At 63.7% G+C, this 15,737-nt stretch carries 11 protein-coding genes; 2 read left to right on the top strand and 9 right to left on the bottom strand.

Translation table 11 applies throughout. The features are described 5' to 3' along the window. From NKH22_RS14240 to NKH22_RS14230, 3 genes are all read right to left on the bottom strand, one after another. Positions 1–237 (bottom strand): AbrB/MazE/SpoVT family DNA-binding domain-containing protein, encoded by a 237-nt coding sequence (locus tag NKH22_RS14240; protein ID WP_023702219.1) that lies wholly within the window; start codon positions 235–237, stop codon positions 1–3. 64 nt (positions 238–301) lie between these two features. Beyond that, entirely contained in the window at positions 302–2,422 is a 2,121-nt protein-coding gene (gene scpA, locus NKH22_RS14235) for a methylmalonyl-CoA mutase (protein ID WP_023684565.1), read from the bottom strand. Continuing rightward, the gene (locus tag NKH22_RS14230; RefSeq protein WP_352514197.1) at positions 2,419–3,861 is read right to left on the bottom strand and encodes a methylmalonyl-CoA mutase subunit beta; all 1,443 of its coding nucleotides are present in this window, start codon (positions 3,859–3,861) and stop codon (positions 2,419–2,421) included. Before NKH22_RS14230 ends, scpA begins: the two co-directional genes overlap by 4 nt. Before the next feature lie 349 nt (positions 3,862–4,210). Here NKH22_RS14230 and NKH22_RS14225 point away from each other — a divergent pair, with 349 nt between their 5' ends. Further along, a complete protein-coding gene (locus tag NKH22_RS14225; protein WP_352909902.1) occupies positions 4,211–5,755 on the top strand; it encodes a helicase HerA-like C-terminal domain-containing protein in 1,545 nt (514 codons plus the stop codon). A 70-nt stretch (positions 5,756–5,825) separates the two neighbouring features. Beyond that, complete coding sequence (locus tag NKH22_RS14220; RefSeq protein ID WP_023705454.1) at positions 5,826–6,695, top strand: aldose 1-epimerase; 870 nt, start codon at positions 5,826–5,828, stop codon at positions 6,693–6,695. Positions 6,696–6,699: 4 nt separating this feature from the next. On the opposite strand, the gene NKH22_RS14215 is transcribed toward NKH22_RS14220, so the two are convergent. The 6 genes from NKH22_RS14215 to NKH22_RS14190 all read right to left on the bottom strand — a co-directional run bounded on the left by NKH22_RS14215 (position 6,700) and on the right by NKH22_RS14190 (position 15,006). Continuing rightward, positions 6,700–7,176, bottom strand: a complete 477-nt coding sequence (locus NKH22_RS14215; RefSeq protein WP_023684561.1) for a DUF4189 domain-containing protein — start codon at positions 7,174–7,176, stop codon at positions 6,700–6,702. Continuing rightward, a complete protein-coding gene (locus NKH22_RS14210) occupies positions 7,173–7,868 on the bottom strand; it encodes a hypothetical protein (RefSeq protein WP_023735546.1) in 696 nt (231 codons plus the stop codon). The genes NKH22_RS14215 and NKH22_RS14210 overlap by 4 nt, the downstream gene beginning before the upstream one ends. Before the next feature lie 13 nt (positions 7,869–7,881). Further along, positions 7,882–8,457: an invasion associated locus B family protein gene (locus NKH22_RS14205; RefSeq protein WP_352793480.1), complete on the bottom strand. Its 576-nt coding sequence runs from the start codon at positions 8,455–8,457 to the stop codon at positions 7,882–7,884. Positions 8,458–8,466: 9 nt separating this feature from the next. Beyond that, entirely contained in the window at positions 8,467–13,416 is a 4,950-nt protein-coding gene (locus NKH22_RS14200; protein ID WP_352909899.1) for a YadA-like family protein, read from the bottom strand. Between the two features lies 1 nt (position 13,417). Continuing rightward, positions 13,418–13,837 carry a hypothetical protein gene (locus NKH22_RS14195; RefSeq protein ID WP_023747502.1) on the bottom strand — a complete coding sequence of 140 codons (420 nt, stop codon included), beginning with the start codon at positions 13,835–13,837 and terminating at the stop codon, positions 13,418–13,420. Positions 13,838–14,070: 233 nt separating this feature from the next. Then, positions 14,071–15,006, bottom strand: a complete 936-nt coding sequence (locus tag NKH22_RS14190) for a helix-turn-helix domain-containing protein (RefSeq protein ID WP_306413643.1) — start codon at positions 15,004–15,006, stop codon at positions 14,071–14,073. Positions 15,007–15,737: the final 731 nt, after the last annotated feature.

The following is a 15,737-nucleotide window of genomic DNA, read 5'->3' as shown; positions in this document are numbered from 1 at the left end:
TCACCCTATTTGCACAGCCAGCTTTCGCAACGCGGGCTCATACTTGGCCATGACATCGCGAGCAGCACGTATTTGCCGTTCGACGTCGTCACACGGCACCGGCCTTAGGATGATGCCGTCGTCGGTTTCGATGATCTGGAGTTCATCGCCCACTTGCAGGCTCAAGCTGTCGAGCGTTTCCCGCGGCAGGATTACAACGCCCGATCCGTCCTCAAGTCCGTGAATGATGGTGTTCATAGCTATACCATAGGTTGCGCCCGATATTGCAACGCAACTTTGATAAGCAGTGCAACTGTTTCAATCAGCCCGCCAGCAGCCGGTCCAGCAACCGATCCGCAGCCTCCGGGATAACCGTCCCTGGCGGGAAGATTTCCGCGGCACCCGCTTCCAGCACTGCGCCGTAATCCTGCGGCGGGATGACGCCGCCGGCGACGATCAGCATGTCGCTGCGGCCGAGCTTCTTCAGCGCGTCGCGTAGTTCGGGGATCAGCGTCAGGTGCCCCGCCGCCAGCGATGAGGCGCCGATGACATGGACGTCCTGCGCCACCGCCAGCCTGGCGATCTCGTCGGGTGTCTGGAACATCGCGCCGACCGTCACGTCGAAGCCGAGATCGGCGAAGGCCGTGGCGATCACCTTCTGGCCACGGTCGTGGCCGTCCTGTCCCATCTTTGCGACCAGGATGCGCGGCTTGCCGCCGGACTTCTTCTCGAAAGCTTCGAGCTTCTCCAGCAATCGGTCGACCGTCAGATTGTCGCCAAGCGCATTGCGATAAACGCCGGAGATCGTTTGCACCGAGGCGACGTGACGGCCAAAGACCTTTTCGAGCGCCAGCGAGATCTCGCCGACCGTGGCATTGGCGCGCGCGGCGCGGATGGCAAATTCCAGCAGGTTTTCGTTACCCTGCGCAGCGCGGGTCAGCGCATCGAGCGCGCTCTCGACCGCGCCGACATTGCGCGTGCCTTTCAGGTTCTGCAGCTTCGACAATTGCCGGGCCTTGACCTCGGCATTGTCGATCTTCAGCACGTCGACGTCGATTTCGTTCTCGGGGCGATGCGCGTTTACGCCAACCAGTATCTGCTCGCCGGAATCGATACGCGCCTGCGTGCGCGCCGCCGCTTCCTCGATGCGAAGTTTTGGAATGCCCTGTTCGGTTGCTGCCGCCATGCCGCCAAGCGCCTCGACCTCTTCGATATGGGCGAGCGCACGCGCCGCCAGATCGTGCGTCAGCCGTTCGATATAGGCCGAGCCGCCCCACGGATCGATGATGCAGGTGGTGCCGGATTCCTTCTGCAGGATCAACTGCGTGTTGCGGGCGATGCGCGCCGAGTGGTCGGTCGGCAGCGCCATCGCCTCGTCGAAGGAGTTGGTGTGCAGCGACTGGGTATGTCCCTGCGTCGCCGCCATCGCCTCGATCATGGTGCGGGTGATGTTGTTGTAGGGGTCCTGCGCCGTCAGCGACCAGCCGGAGGTCTGGCAATGGGTGCGCAGCGACAGCGAGCGTTCGTCGTTCGGTGCAAAATTCTTCTGCATCAGGGTCGCCCACAACAGGCGCGCCGCGCGGAGCTTGGCGATCTCCATGAAGAAGTTCATGCCGATCGCCCAGAAGAAGGAAAGCCGCGGGGCGAAACGGTCGATGTCGAGCCCGGCGGCGACGCCGGCGCGGGCATATTCGATGCCGTCGGCGATGGTGTAGGCGAGCTCCAGGTCCGCGGTCGCGCCGGCCTCCTGCATGTGATAGCCGGAGATCGAGATCGAATTGAACTTCGGCATGTGCTGGGAGGTATAGGAGAAGATGTCAGACACGATCCGCATCGAGGGCTTCGGCGGATAGATGTAGGTGTTGCGGACCATGAACTCCTTCAGAATGTCGTTCTGAATGGTGCCGGCGAGATCCTTCTGAGCAACGCCCTGTTCTTCGGCCGCGACGATATAGAGCGCCATGATCGGCAGCACCGCGCCGTTCATGGTCATCGACACCGTCATCTCGCCCAGCGGAATGCCGTCGAACAATTGCCGCATGTCGAGGATGGAATCGATGGCCACGCCCGCCATGCCGACATCGCCGGCAACGCGCGGATGGTCGCTGTCATAGCCGCGATGGGTGGGCAGATCGAAAGCGACCGAAAGGCCCTTTTGGCCGGCGGCGAGATTGCGCCGGTAGAAGGCGTTGGATTCCTCGGCCGTCGAGAAGCCGGCATATTGCCGGATCGTCCACGGCTGCTGGACATACATGGTCGGGTAGGGACCGCGCACGAAGGGCGGCATTCCCGGATAGGTGTCGAGATGCGGCAGCCCCTTGAGATCGCCCTGGCTGTAGAGATGCTTGACGGCAATACCTTCCGGCGTCAGCCGCTGGCCCTTGACCTCGACCGGCGCGCGCCGTGGCGCCGACCAGCCAATGTGGCTGAAATCCGGGATCACTGTGCGGCTCCGATTGCCTGGTCGATGCGGACCGGAAACAGCGCCTCGCACACCGCCACGCCCTCTGTGAAAGGCGGCCGCCGCTCAGCCGCCAGCGTCTCGACCGGGGCATCGTTTTTCAGCGGGTAAAGCGTGGTGCCGATGATTGCCCGTTCACCCGACCGGTAGGCCTCGGCGCGGCGCTCGGATGCTGCCTTGACGCGCTTCTGGATATGCCCTTGCTGCAGGCTTGCCAGAACGCCGCCTTCCGCTTCGATCCGCTGGAACTCTTCCCACGCCGCTTCGCACAGGCCCAGGGTCAGCGCCTCGACTGCGCCCGACCCAAATGCTGGGTCGGCGACATGGTCGATATGGCTTTCATTGGCCATGATCAACTGCGCATTGCGGGCGATGCGGCGGGCAAAGCCGGCCGGCAGCCCGAGGGCGACGGTGTGTGGCAGGATGGAGATCGAGTCCGCGCCGCCTGCTGCCGCTGCAAAGCTGGCGATGGTGGTGCGCAGGATGTTGGTTTCGGGATCCGCCGCCGTCATCATGCGGAACGACGTCTCGGCATGGATGTTGGCTGTCGATGCCGGGATGGAACAGGTTTCCTGGATGCGCGCCCACAGCCTGCGCAAGGCCCGGACCTTGGCCATCGACAGGAACTGGTCCTGGTCGACGCTCAGCGCAAAGCCGATATGGGGAGCGGCATAGACAAGCGGCTGGCGCGCATCCTCGAACATCCTGAGGTATGACACGGCGGAAGCGAGCATGGTGCCGAGTTCCTGCGCTTCCGTGGCGCCGGCATTGTGGAACACCCGCCCGTCGGCCTCCAGCAGCACACCCGGCACGCCCAGCGAGAAGAAATGCGCCAGCGATTGCGGCATCGATGCCTGCAACGCCTCGATCGACATGCGCAGCCGGCCGGTTCCGGCAAAGATTGCCGCCGGGTCGATGCCGAAGGAGAGGTTCAGCTTTGCCGGGTCGGAGCGGCGCTTGCTCAGGAACGCCACCAGCCAGTCGGCGACGGCACGGCTCCAGGGATGGGCGTCGATGCGGATCTGCGTGCGGTTGAGCGGTACGCCATCCAGCACCGTTTCCAGCGCCTGCGCCGTCCTTGGCAGGCCATAGCCGAACGCATTCGGAGCACCCTCGAAGACAAGCGACAATCCCGTCGCGCCTTGTGCCACATCGTCCAGGGCCTGCGCCTTGGCGCGGCCGATATCGGGATCGTCAATGCGCTGGCTGACGATCCAGGGCAATTTGGGGTTGGCGCGCACAAGCGGCTCGGCGCCGGCGGCGCGATCGTAGAGCGGTTCGATGCGAATCTGATCGTCGGTATGCGAGACCAGTTTTTCCTCGAAGGAGGCGCCGGCGAGCGCCTTTTCGGCCAAGGCCAGCCAACGCTGGCGCTCGACGTCAGCGGGTTCGATGCTCCTGGTCAAGGATCCGGCGCCCATCCATGTTCCTCGTTTTTATGCGGCCGCACCAGCGTCAGCCGTCCAGTCTACGGTTCCCTGCCAGATATCGCAATGCAATGCGCTTGCGCGGTTGGGATTCGCTTCCCTGACATAGGGCAGCCTGCGTGGACGAACCATGGAACGATTGCCAAACAGCGGCAAAATCCGCAAGTTCCAAAAACCGATTTGGAGGATTGGTTCAATTTAGACGATTGGCCCAATCTGGATGAATAGCCAACTGGATGGATAGCCCAATTGGAGAATAGCATTGTCGCTGCGCAATGGCCTGACTATACCCTGCGGCACGGCCACAGGCTTTTAACACATCAGTTTGCGGAGACATGGTCATATGGCTGACGACACCAGCATTTTCCTCGGCGCCAGCCGCAAGCCCGACGACAGCTATCAGCGCGCCGAACAGCTCTTGCTGCAATATGGGAACCGCCATGGCCTGATCACCGGCGCCACCGGCACCGGCAAGACAGTCAGCCTGCAGATCCTGGCCGAGGGGTTTTCCAATGCCGGCGTGCCTGTGTTCTGCGCCGATATCAAGGGCGACCTGTCCGGCATTGCCATGATGGGCAAGGCGCAGGATTTCCTGGTCAAGCGGGCCGAGCAGGTCAAGCTCGACCCTTACGACTTCCAGGAATTCCCGGTCATCTTCTGGGACCTGTTCGGCGAGCAGGGCCATCCGATCCGCGCCACCGTCTCGGAAATGGGGCCGCTGCTTCTGTCGCGGCTGATGAACCTCTCCGAAGCGCAGGAAGGCATCATGAACATCGCCTTCCGCATCGCCGATGAGGATGGCCTGCTGCTGCTCGACATGAAGGATCTGCAAGCACTGCTGGCCAACATCGCAGCGCGCGCCGACGAGATCAGCTCGCGCTACGGCAATGTCACCAAGCCGTCGGTCGGCGCAATCCAGCGCACGCTTCTGGTGCTGGAACAGCAGGGCGCGGCGCATTTCTTCGGCGAACCGGCTTTGCGCATCGCCGACATCATGCGCACCACCCGCGACGGCCGCGGCGCCATCAGCGTGCTCGCTGCCGACAGATTGATGATGAACCCCAGGCTCTACGCCACCTTCCTGCTCTGGCTGATGTCGGAGCTGTTCGAGGAATTGCCCGAGGTCGGCGATCCCGAAAGGCCGAAGCTGGTGTTCTTCTTCGACGAGGCGCATCTGCTTTTCGACGATGCGCCGAAGGTGCTGATCGACCGCGTCGAGCAGGTGGTTCGCTTGATCCGTTCGAAAGGCGTCGGTGTCTATTTCGTCACGCAGAACCCTTTGGACATCCCTGAAAAGGTTCTCGCCCAGCTCGGCAACCGTGTGCAGCACGCGCTGCGCGCCTATACGCCGCGTGAGCAGCAGGCGGTCAAGACCGCCGCCGACACCTTCCGGCCCAATCCCGATTTCGACTGCGCCACCGCCATCACCCAGCTCGGCACCGGCGAGGCGCTGGTCTCGACGCTGGAGGTCAAGGGCGTGCCGTCCATGGTGCAGCGGACATTGATCCGGCCGCCATCGTCTAGGCTTGGCCCGATCACAGCGGACGAGCGCCGCAAGTTGATCGACCAGAGCCCGGTCGTCGGCCAGTACGACCAGACCATCGACCGCGAATCGGCCTTCGAGATGCTGCAGAAGAAAGCCATGGGCGCGCAGGACGAGCAGGCGCAGCAGGCCGACACTGGCCGCTCGCGCTGGACCATTCCGGGCTTCGGCAATGACGATCCGCCGCCGCCGCAATCAGGCGGTCGCCGCGCCCCGGCGCCGCGCCCGTCCAACCGCCAGACGGTGGCCGAAGCCGCGATCAAAGCGGTGGTGCGCTCGGTCGGCTCGTCGGTCGGCCGCGCGATCGTGCGCGGGATTCTGGGCAGCCTGTCCAGGGGGCGGTGAAAAGTGTCAGCCAGCCCGCCTCGGACATGATCAGCGGCCAAAATATCGCTATTGACGGCGGTTGGTAGGGATGGCCGGCCTCCTGGAACTGCGCGACGACCGCGCCCGTCTGGTCCTGGCGCCGCAAAAGGGCGCAGCGATCGCCCGCTTCGACGCACTGGTCTGCGGCGCAACGGTGCCGCTGCTCCGCCCCGACGATGGCACCGGCGCCTCCGGCTGCCAGCTTCTGGTTCCCTGGTCGAACCGCATCTCAGGCGGCGGTTTCGCCTTCGACGGCCGCTTCCATGCGATCGAGCCGAACGTGCCGGGGGAGGCCTTTCCAATCCATGGCGACGGCTTCCAGAGGGAGTGGCGGATTGCCAGCCACAGCGCCACCGAGGCAGAACTGGTCCTCGACGCCGGTGAAATCGGCCCCTACCGATATACGGCGCGGGTCGCCTATGCGCTGCATGACGGGGCCTTGGATGCCACGCTCACGGTGGAGAATCGCACCGGCATTCGCCTGCCTTACGGGCTCGGCTTTCATCCGTGGTTCCCGCGCAGCGCCGGAACGACGCTCGAGGCGAAGGCGGCGCGGGTCTGGCTGGAGGACAAGCATCATCTGCCGGTCGGCGTGGCGCCGGTGGCCGATTACCCCGCGTGGAATTTCTCGAACGCCTCCCTGTTGCCGCGAAGCTGGGTCAACAACGCCTTCGACGGCTGGGACCGCCGCGCCAGGATCACCCGGCCCGAGGACAGGATCGCCATCTCGCTCACCGCCTCGCCATTGCTCGACGTCTTCATCCTCTATTCGCCGTCGCAGGATGCCGATTTCTTCTGCTTCGAGCCGGTGTCGCATACCGTCGATGCGCATCACGGCAAAGGGCTGACCCCGCTTGAGCACGGCGCTACGCTGAGTGCAAACATGCGCCTCGATTGGCGTTCCGCTGCTTCGCTCTGATGCGTCATGTGCACACCCACTCGCGGATCTTGCATTTTTGTCCGTTCCGCTCGCACGCCTGCAGTGTCAGGTCTTCGGCATCCCGGCGTGTTTGCGCCGTCTCGGCGCCCCAACTGGTCAGCCGCCCTTCCGGCTTCTCGCCTACGGCGAGGGCGCCGCAATGCTTGTAGGGAAAGCCGGTATTGTCGTCGTCGTCCCAATGGCGATGATTGCGGAATACGCTGACCACGGCGCAGCTGCCGCCGCCGGCGTTCTGGCAATGCTTCAGCGCGATGTCCATCGCCTCCTGCCGCTTGTCGGCGCCCCAAAAGAAGCCGTGCTTCTCGTCGGGGCTCGAATAGGCGATCGCCGCCCAGATGCCTCTCTCCTCCTGGGCCGGCGGCTCGGGCACGTCCGCCGCCGGGGCGAGGTCCGCCGCGCCCAGCCGCCCGGCGCAAAGCAACAGCATGCCGACCGCCGCAATGGCGGAATTAACCCTCATTGTACGCCTCCTTGTTTTCCTGCTGCCGAGGCCACGGAAATGACGACGCAGCTGTTGCCGGTTGGCAGCAGCATCGCGTTGCCCCCTCCATTGGCCAGTTCATAGACGCTGATTTGTCCAAGATTGTTGGCGAGCTTGCTGTCTTTCGGAAGCAGGGCCGGAACATCGGCGCAATTGGCCGCGAATGGCGCCACCCTGACCATCGTACCTTCGCAAACGGATGCGGTGGGTGCCGCGAACACCAGGCCTGCCGCCGGGCCGCTGTAGCCCTGTGTGGCGTAGTTCATGCCGACCAGGGCTTCCACGAGGTGTTTGTCGGGGGCCTCGTTGTTCCAGATCGACTGGACGCTGTACGTCGTGCCGGTTGTCAGCATCTGCCCAAGGGCCGGGAAAATGTTGGAACAAGACTGCAAGCCTGCCTCTTTGGCGTGTTGCAGAAATGGCGTCTCGGCCAGGGCCGGATTGGGCTGGTTGGTCTCCGCGACCGCCGGCTGCGGCAATAGATTGTGGAGCAGGTCGTAGCGCATGGCCGCGAAGCCGGCCGTGGCGACGACGGCAATGGCGAGCAACGAGAAGACAGCGGTCCTCGCGCGGTTTCGTTGCGGTCTGCTCCGGTCTTCGATGCCGACCCGGACAGCATCCTTTCCCTGGTTGCGGGCCATTATCCGGTCATGGATCGATTGCTGGTTCATCGCGATTGCCTCGTCAATTGATCGCCGCAACGGCCGCGGCCAAGCCCTTGAGGGTCGCGGTTACGCTGATCGTCCTGCCATCCGTGGTCGGGAAGGAGATGACGGATGCCGCGGCCTTCGAAATCTGTTCGCGCATGATCGGACCAACCGGCAGCATGCCGACGCAGACGGCCTGATTGCATCCGTCGAGTTGAATTTTTATCGGCTCCTTGCGCCCCTCGAATGTCAGCGAGACAGGAGCGTCGCTCTTGGCGATCGGCGGGGCGCGCAAGATCATGTAGGGGTTGCCTTCCTTGGTGGCGGCAAGCGACCAGCTGAACGCAACCTGTCCTGCCTGGTCCTCGATGATCTGGGTGACATTGCAGACCTTTTGGCGCGCCTTCAGGTTCTCGTCGCAGATCAGCGTCCAGTTCTCGAACGGACGGGTGGTCCGTTGATATTCGCCAAGCTTCGCATCCGCAGGGATCGCTACGTCGGAAGGTTTTACCCTGTAGCCGGAAGGGATTGCTTCCTGCCCGGCCGCTAACGGGCCGGACAGGAGCATTGACGTCATGGATATCGCGACAGCAAGGACTGCCTGCCTGATCATGGCCGGGCTCTAGTTCAGCGTAAGGCTGACGCCCGCGCCGACGCCCCAGTGTCCGCCTGCCGTCGTGCCGGACAGGTTCGCTCGAACACGTCCTTCCTCGCTGGTGTAGCCGGCGCCGAAGGCCAGGGCGCCTTCACCGCGCCAATAGCCTCCGCCGGCGGCCACGCTCAGCTTGCCGGGACGATCGTCGTAGCGCAGCGAGCCGGCCGCCAAGCCGATTGCCGCAGCCTGGCGCGCCTCGCCCCTGACCTCTCCCATGTCCATGTTGAGCTGGCTGAGTTTGGAGTCCGCATACGCATTGGCTTGCTGCAGCGTGGTGGCCGCCACCTGGTTGGTGTAGTTCTTCGAATTGTCCAGGTTCAATGCTAACCCGCTGTTGAACTGCTGAACATTGACCGCATCGGTGTTGGCAACGCCCGGCCCGACATTGTGGATGACCACCGGCGTGTTGGGATCGCCACCGGCAAGCGTTATCGAGTTGGACTTGTTGCCGTTCCCGTCCTTGTCGTACTGGACGGCGAACTGGTTGAGGTCGCCGACGCTACCCTGCATGGCTTCGACCGCCTGGTTGGTGGCGAAGAGCTGGCTGCCGTTGATGGCGTCGGTGGAGGTGCCGCTGATCCGGCCCGCCGCGACATTGGTGACGGTGCGCTCGTTGCCGACGGTGCCGACGCTGACCGTGCTCGTCGGAGCTGTTCCGGCGAAGGTATAGGCAACGCCGTTGATCGTGGTGCCGGTGGTGGCGACCGCCGCCGCCGTCGTCGAGCCCGCGCCGAGCGCGACGCTGCCCGGCTCGTTGGCCTTTGCGCCGGCGCCGAGCGCCACCGCCTGCGCTCCGTTGGTGGTCGCGTTGGTGCCGAGGGCGATGCTGTCGGCCTGGTTGACCGTCGAATTCTGGCCGATCGCGATGCCTCCCGGCGCCGTCTGCTGCACGATGGCGCCATTGCCGATGCCGATGCCATTGTCGCCATTGACGGTGGTGCGCGGACCGACCGCAACCGAATCGACGCCGACCGCAAGCGAATCCGCGGCCGTCGAATTGGCGTGGAAGTACAGGCTCCCCGTCACCGCGAACGAGCTCAGCGCGCCCTTCAACTGGCGAAGCGTGACCGCGTCCTGGTCCTGCGTGCCGTCGGCCACGTTGATGATCTGGCGATAGGAGGTGGAGGTGCCGACCGAGACGGCGCCGAGCAGGCTCATGTCCGCGGTGTTGTAGGGAATGAGGCCGGTGCCCGAGAGGATCGATCCCGATACGGGTGCGACCGCCCGATCCGAAACCGAGCCGGCGCCGAGCGCCACGCCGCCGATGACGCTGGCCTGGGTGTCGCGGCCGAGCGCCAGCGCATTGTCGGCGCTCGCGGTCGCCTGGTAGCCCAGGGCGGAAGAGCCGATCCCTTGCGCGAAGGAGTCCGCGACGGCAAGCGTCCTGTCGTTGGTGCGCACATAGCGGATGCCGTCGCCATTGGCGTCGGTGTAGGCCAGCGAGGTGTCGCCGGTAATATTGCTGATCGAATTGCCGAGATTGGTGATGTCAGCAGTATTGGCAGCGATATCGGTGGTGTTCTGCGTCACCTGCTGGTTGGTCGCAAACAGCTGCGAGCCGTTGACCGCATCGGTCGAGGAGTTGCTCAACTGCCCGGCCGCGACGTTCTGGATCTGGCGTTCGGCGCCCACCGAGCCGACCGAGAATGCACCCGCGGGCGTCGCGCCGGCGAAGGTGTAGGAAACGCCGCCGATCGTGGTGCCGCCGACCGCCGTGGTCGCGGTCGACACCGCATTCGCGCCGATCGCCACGTCGCCGGCATTGTTGGCCACAGCATTCGGGCCGATGGCAACGGAATCCGTCCCCAGCGCCTGCGAATCCGCCAGCGTCGAATTGGCGTGGAAATACTTGATGCCGCCGCCCGTGCTGATGCTGTTGATCGTGTTGCCGAGATTGGTGATGTCGGCGGTGTTGGCGGCGATGTCGGTCGTATTCTGCGTCACCTGCTGGTTGGTGGCGAAGAGCTGCGAGCCGTTGATCGCGTCGGTCGACGAATTGCTGAGCCGGCCCGCCGCGACATTGGTGATGGTGCGTTCCGCGCCGACCGCGCCGACGCTGACGGTGCTTGCCGGCGTCGTGCCGGCGAAGTTGTAGGCGACGCCGCCGATCGTCGTGCCGGCGGTGCCGACCGCCGCGGCGGTTACCGAGCCCGAGCCGAGCGCCACGTCGCCGGCGTTGCTGGCGTTGGCGAGGGCGCCCAGCGCGATTGCATTCTGGGCGCCGGCATTCGCTCCTACGCCGAGAGCGGTCGCTTGAAAGGCGGTTGCAAACGCGTTCTGGCCGATCGCGGTGCTGGACGTGGCTGTGGCATTGGCGTTGGCGCCGACGGCGGTGCTGTATTGGCCCGAGGCCTTGGAGATGTATCCCATCGCCGTTGCGTCAAGCGCCGATGCGACGGCGCCGCTGCCGAAGGCCGAGGCGTTGGCGTCGGAGGCGCTCGAATTGGTGCCGGCCGCGATGGCGTTTGTCCCCGTCGCGGTCGCGACTGGTCCGATAGCAACGGAGTCCGTGCCCGTTGCGGACGAGTCCGCCGCCGTCGAATTGGCGTGGAAATACTTGATGCCGCCACCGGTGCTGATGCTGTTGATCGTGTTGCCGAGATTGGTGATGTCGGCGGTGTTGGCGGCGATGGCCGTCGTGTTCTGCGTCACCTGCTGGTTGGTGGCGAAGAGCTGCGAGCCATTGATGGCGTCGGTCGACGAATTGCTGAGCCGGCCCGCCGCGACATTGGTGATGGTCCGCTCCGCGCCGAGCGCGCCGACGCTGACAGTGCTCGTCGGCGTCGTGCCGGCGAAGCTGTAGGCCGTGCCGCCGATCGTCGCGCCGCTGGTGCCGACCGCCGTCGCGGTCACCGAGCCCGAACCGAGCGCTACGTCGCCGGAGCTTGCCGTCGCCGTCGCGCCGTTGCCCAGCGCGACATTGCCGGCAAGGCCGGCTGCACCCGCCGTCGAGCCATTGCCCAGCGCCACGGAGCCTTGCCCGACGGCCTTGTTGTTGTTGCCGATGGCAACCGCGCCTGCGGCCTGGTTTGCGGCTGTGGCGGTTGCCGTGCCGTCGCTGTTGGCGATGTTGTTGGCGCCGCCGGTGAAGGCGCCGGTGCCGCTGGCATAGCTCGGATCGCCGATGGAGACCGCGCCGTTGCCGTAAGCCGTGTTGCCCGAACCGATGGAGACGGCCTTGCCGCCGGTTGCCACCGCATTGGTGCCCATGGCGACCGCTTCGGCCGAATCCGCCTTGGCGTTGTTGCCCACGGCGATGGCGCTCGTGGCGCTGGCGGTGGAGAGGGCGCCCAGCGCAACCGCATTCTGGGCGCCGGCATTCGCTCCTACGCCGAAAGCGGATGCTTGAACGCCGGTTGCAAACGCGTTCTGGCCGATCGCCGTGCTGGACGTGGCGGTGGCGTTTGCGTTGGCGCCGACTGCGGTGCTGTATTGGCCCGAGGCCTTGGATATGTACCCCATCGCCGTTGCGTCAAGCGCCGACGCGACGGCCTCACGTCCTACGGCAGCGGAATCGGCGCCGCTGGCGACAGATCCCCAGCCTGCGGCTGTCGCATAGTTGTTGCTGGCCGTGGAACTGGTGCCGAGGGCTGTGGAATTGCCTCCCGAAGCAACGGACAAGGTGCCCAAGGCATTGGCGCCTGCCCCGGTGGCACTGGCCTGGACGCCGAGGGCAACGGAATTGACACCGCTCGAGATCGTACCTTGGCCAAGTGCCATCGCTCCGCCTGTACCGGAGGCTGCCGCATTCAGGCCGATTGCGACGCCGTATTGGGTCGACGCACTGGCGTTGCTTCCCATCGCAACGGCATCGGCGGAAGATGCTTTCGCGGCGGTGCCGAGCGCGACGGCAGAAGCGCCGGAAGAGACCGAATTCGTGCCGATCGCGATGCTGTTGGGCAGTGCGGTGTTGGCCTGAACACCCGCCAGTGCGCCGACGCCGAATGCGATGGACTGGTTGCCCCAGGCACTGGCGGTGTTGCCCATCGCCGTTGCGCTCGTTCCGGTCGCTTTGGTCAGGACGCCTATGGCAACGGTGTTTTGCTGATTTGCCGTGACATCCGTACCAAGGGCGATGGCGCCCTGCGAGAGCGCGCCTGATCCCGCGAGGGTGCGCCCGCCAATGTTGATGGAGTTGATGCTGGTCGCGGTCGCCTGGAATCCAATGGCGACGGCATTCTGGTTGCTTGCGACGGCGCTGTTACCTTGGGCAATCGAATCCACGCCGGATGCCGTTGCCCCGAACCCGAGCGCGGTGGCGCGCAATCCGGTCGCCCGGGTAACAGGGCCGATCGCGGTCGAGTTGACTCCGTCGGCACGCGCATTATTGCCAAAAGCGGCCGCGCTTGTGGTTGCAACCGAATTGACGCCAATAGCGCTTGCTGCGTCCCCGTTGGCCTTGGCGTTCCCGCCCACGGCGAGGGCATTGACGCCGGTTGCGCCTGCGAAGACACCTATGCCTATGGAATTGAGGCCATTGACACCCATCGCATAGCCGATGGCGATCGTGCCGTCGCCCGTTGCACTGTTGGAACTGCCCAACGCCACGCTGTTATTGCCATTCGTCGCGGCGCCGTTACCGATGGCGACGGCGTTGCCGCCGGTCGCCGAACCGCCGCCAGCCTGATATTGTGCCTGGGCCGGTGTGGCGAGGCCGAGCGCGGCGATCGCGGCCAGGCCGCCGAGCACGCTGGCCGGGCTCACGCCACAGGCCAGAGCCGAACGCACGCTGGTGCCGCTTCCCAATGTTCCCAGACCCATATTCTTGCGACCGAATCCAAGAACCCGGTGAGCCATGCGCAGCACCGCCATCAGGCGGCGCCGCACCGAGCGGCTGTCGGCCGCGCCCGCGATCCAGTTTCCGACAAAGCTTGAAGAAAGTTCGATCCTTCTCCGCCCCTCGACGCGTTTGGTCATGCTAGTTTTTCCTCGCAATTGCCGAGGCGCTCTGATGTGCCGCACCATTCGCCTCGGTGGCCAAAAAATCTTCGAAATTGCGCGTCTTCTCCCGCAACGAGAGACCGACCTTCGCGCCTTGTTTTTCAATCAGCTGATAGGCGCTCGCGACCCATGGCTGCGTCGGTTCTGGAACCGTATGCAGTGCAGCCTCCGTCCGTTCCGGCGGCAGGTTTACCGCCACCAGCGCGCGGCAGAGATCGAAATGAAATCCCGGATCGCCTTCACCACAAGCCGGAGAGGTCAGTCCAAGCACGAAACAGGCCAGGAGATGGTCGAGTTCCGCAGCGCTGATCCGGCTGGCGTATTGGCGTTGCAGTGCAGCCCAGGCCGCTTCGGCGTTAGGCGCGAAGACCTCGATTTCCGCGAATTGAATGTCCATGGGACAATCCGACATGCTGTATCATCTGGTTGCTCCCCCGCCCCAAATGACTTCAATCGCGACCATGAGCACATTCGCGGTGCAGGTATTTTGGAATAATCCGGAATCTTTGTAGGAAAATCCGGTATTTGGTCCCTGCGCGACAACTGTGACTGCTCTGCCACACAACCTTCGACTATACTGAAGATCAATCGAGGTATCGCCGCGGACAATCATGCGCGCCGCAACAGTCGTTAACGTTGCAGCTTCACCTGCCTGGGGGTTCTGTTCCGGTATCTGGACATGGTGACCGTCAGGTGGCTCTGGTCCGAGAATCCACTGAGATGAGCGACTTCCGCAATGGACAGGTCGCTCTCGATGAGAAGTTTTTCGGCGAAATCGAGACGCAGCCGCAGCAGGTATTTGTGCGGCGGCTCGCCAAAGGTCTTGGTGAATGCCAGGATGAAATGGCTCGGCGAAAGGCCACAGAGTGCGGCCAGCTCGGCCACCGCGATTTTGCTGGAAAAATTTACCTCCAGGAATTCGCGCACCCGCCGGGCGCTGCGGTTCGACAGACCGCCCTTTGGGGCTTGTGGCAACTTTCGCGCTCCTGCGTAGTTCCGAAGCAAATGGACGCCGAACATGGTGACCAACGAATCGATATAGAACTCGTTTGGAGTTTCCCGATCCGTCAGTTCCGCCTTCAGCAACTGCGCGAGTTGCAGCGCTTGGAAGTCGACGGTCCCGTACGGCGGCGGCTGAAGCTCGGCATGGCCGGTGTCGAATTCACGCGTTGCCAGCTCGAAGAGACTCTCGGGGGTGAGCGCCACGATTACGCTTTCCGTGGTGGATGACCGGGTCACCTTGCCGCCGAGGTCGGCTGGGACGATCATGATCATGCCGACGTCGCCGTCGTATTCGTGGACTTTGTCGCTGCCCAGCGATGCCGCAATCCCTGGTGAGGGTGTAAGCAGAACCGAAGCGAAATGTTCCGCCGCTTTGAATGTGTGTGATCCCGGCCCATGAACGACATGAGCCGCGCCGCCTCGAAACGTGACCAGGTAGCGCCCCGCGCTTTCCGGTATTCCGTCGAAGATGCGACGATCCGCGCGCCGCCGCTCTGTCCCGGCGCTTTCCTGGACGTTGCCTCTATGTTGCATCTTCGTCTCTGCCACTGCTGCGCCGATCAATCCAATCCTGTGCTGTATCGAGGCGCCCAGAATTCACGTTTGCTCCTGGGCGTTCCTTCGAATCCTACAGATGCTGCTATATATTGCAAAGAAGAATTTGAGCTCATATGAAAATATTACCAGGATTTTGACTATAAATTTACAGGTTTGAATTTTAGCCAAGGCTACCTGACTATTTTCCGACCTTATCTTACCATTTTTGCCTAGTTATTGTGCATAGTGTGCCGTCACAATCCAGAGTTGTATTCCGAATATAGATCGCGCGGCCATTGACAGAGCTGGTCGACTATCTGTCATTGCCACGGACGATCCAGCAGCAGTTATCGCCCGAATCATGGCTTCTTTCCCTTGTGCTTCTTCATGGCGGTGGCCAAATGGCCTTGATCCGAAAATCCCGCGAGGTAAGCGACTTCGGCGATGGCGACCCTCCGGGAGCGATCCAGGGCTGCGGACAGAGCATATCCCGCTCCCCCGCATGGTTGCTCTTCTGGGATTGGCATTTTCGGGGATTGTGCCGAGGGCGTGCCGATCGACCCGATCGGCGCCTGCGCTGCGTTCCTGAACCTCGCCCGCATTTTTCATTCAGCCTTGCCTCAGCCGCTTTGCCAGCCCATCGAAATTCCGTGCCGTGCAAACAGCCAACCCGGAAATCCGGACGGTAATTTGTATCCCCCATAGTCCTGCCCAAAGGCAGCGTAGCGCATCCCGCGGATAGAAAAACATTGTAAGTG

The sequence above is a fragment of the Mesorhizobium sp. M1252 genome (genome assembly GCF_040318265.1).
In the GTDB taxonomy this organism is placed as follows: domain Bacteria; phylum Pseudomonadota; class Alphaproteobacteria; order Rhizobiales; family Rhizobiaceae; genus Mesorhizobium.
The sequence above is the reverse complement of the archived record's forward strand: the minus strand, read 5'-3'. Positions and strand labels throughout refer to the sequence as shown.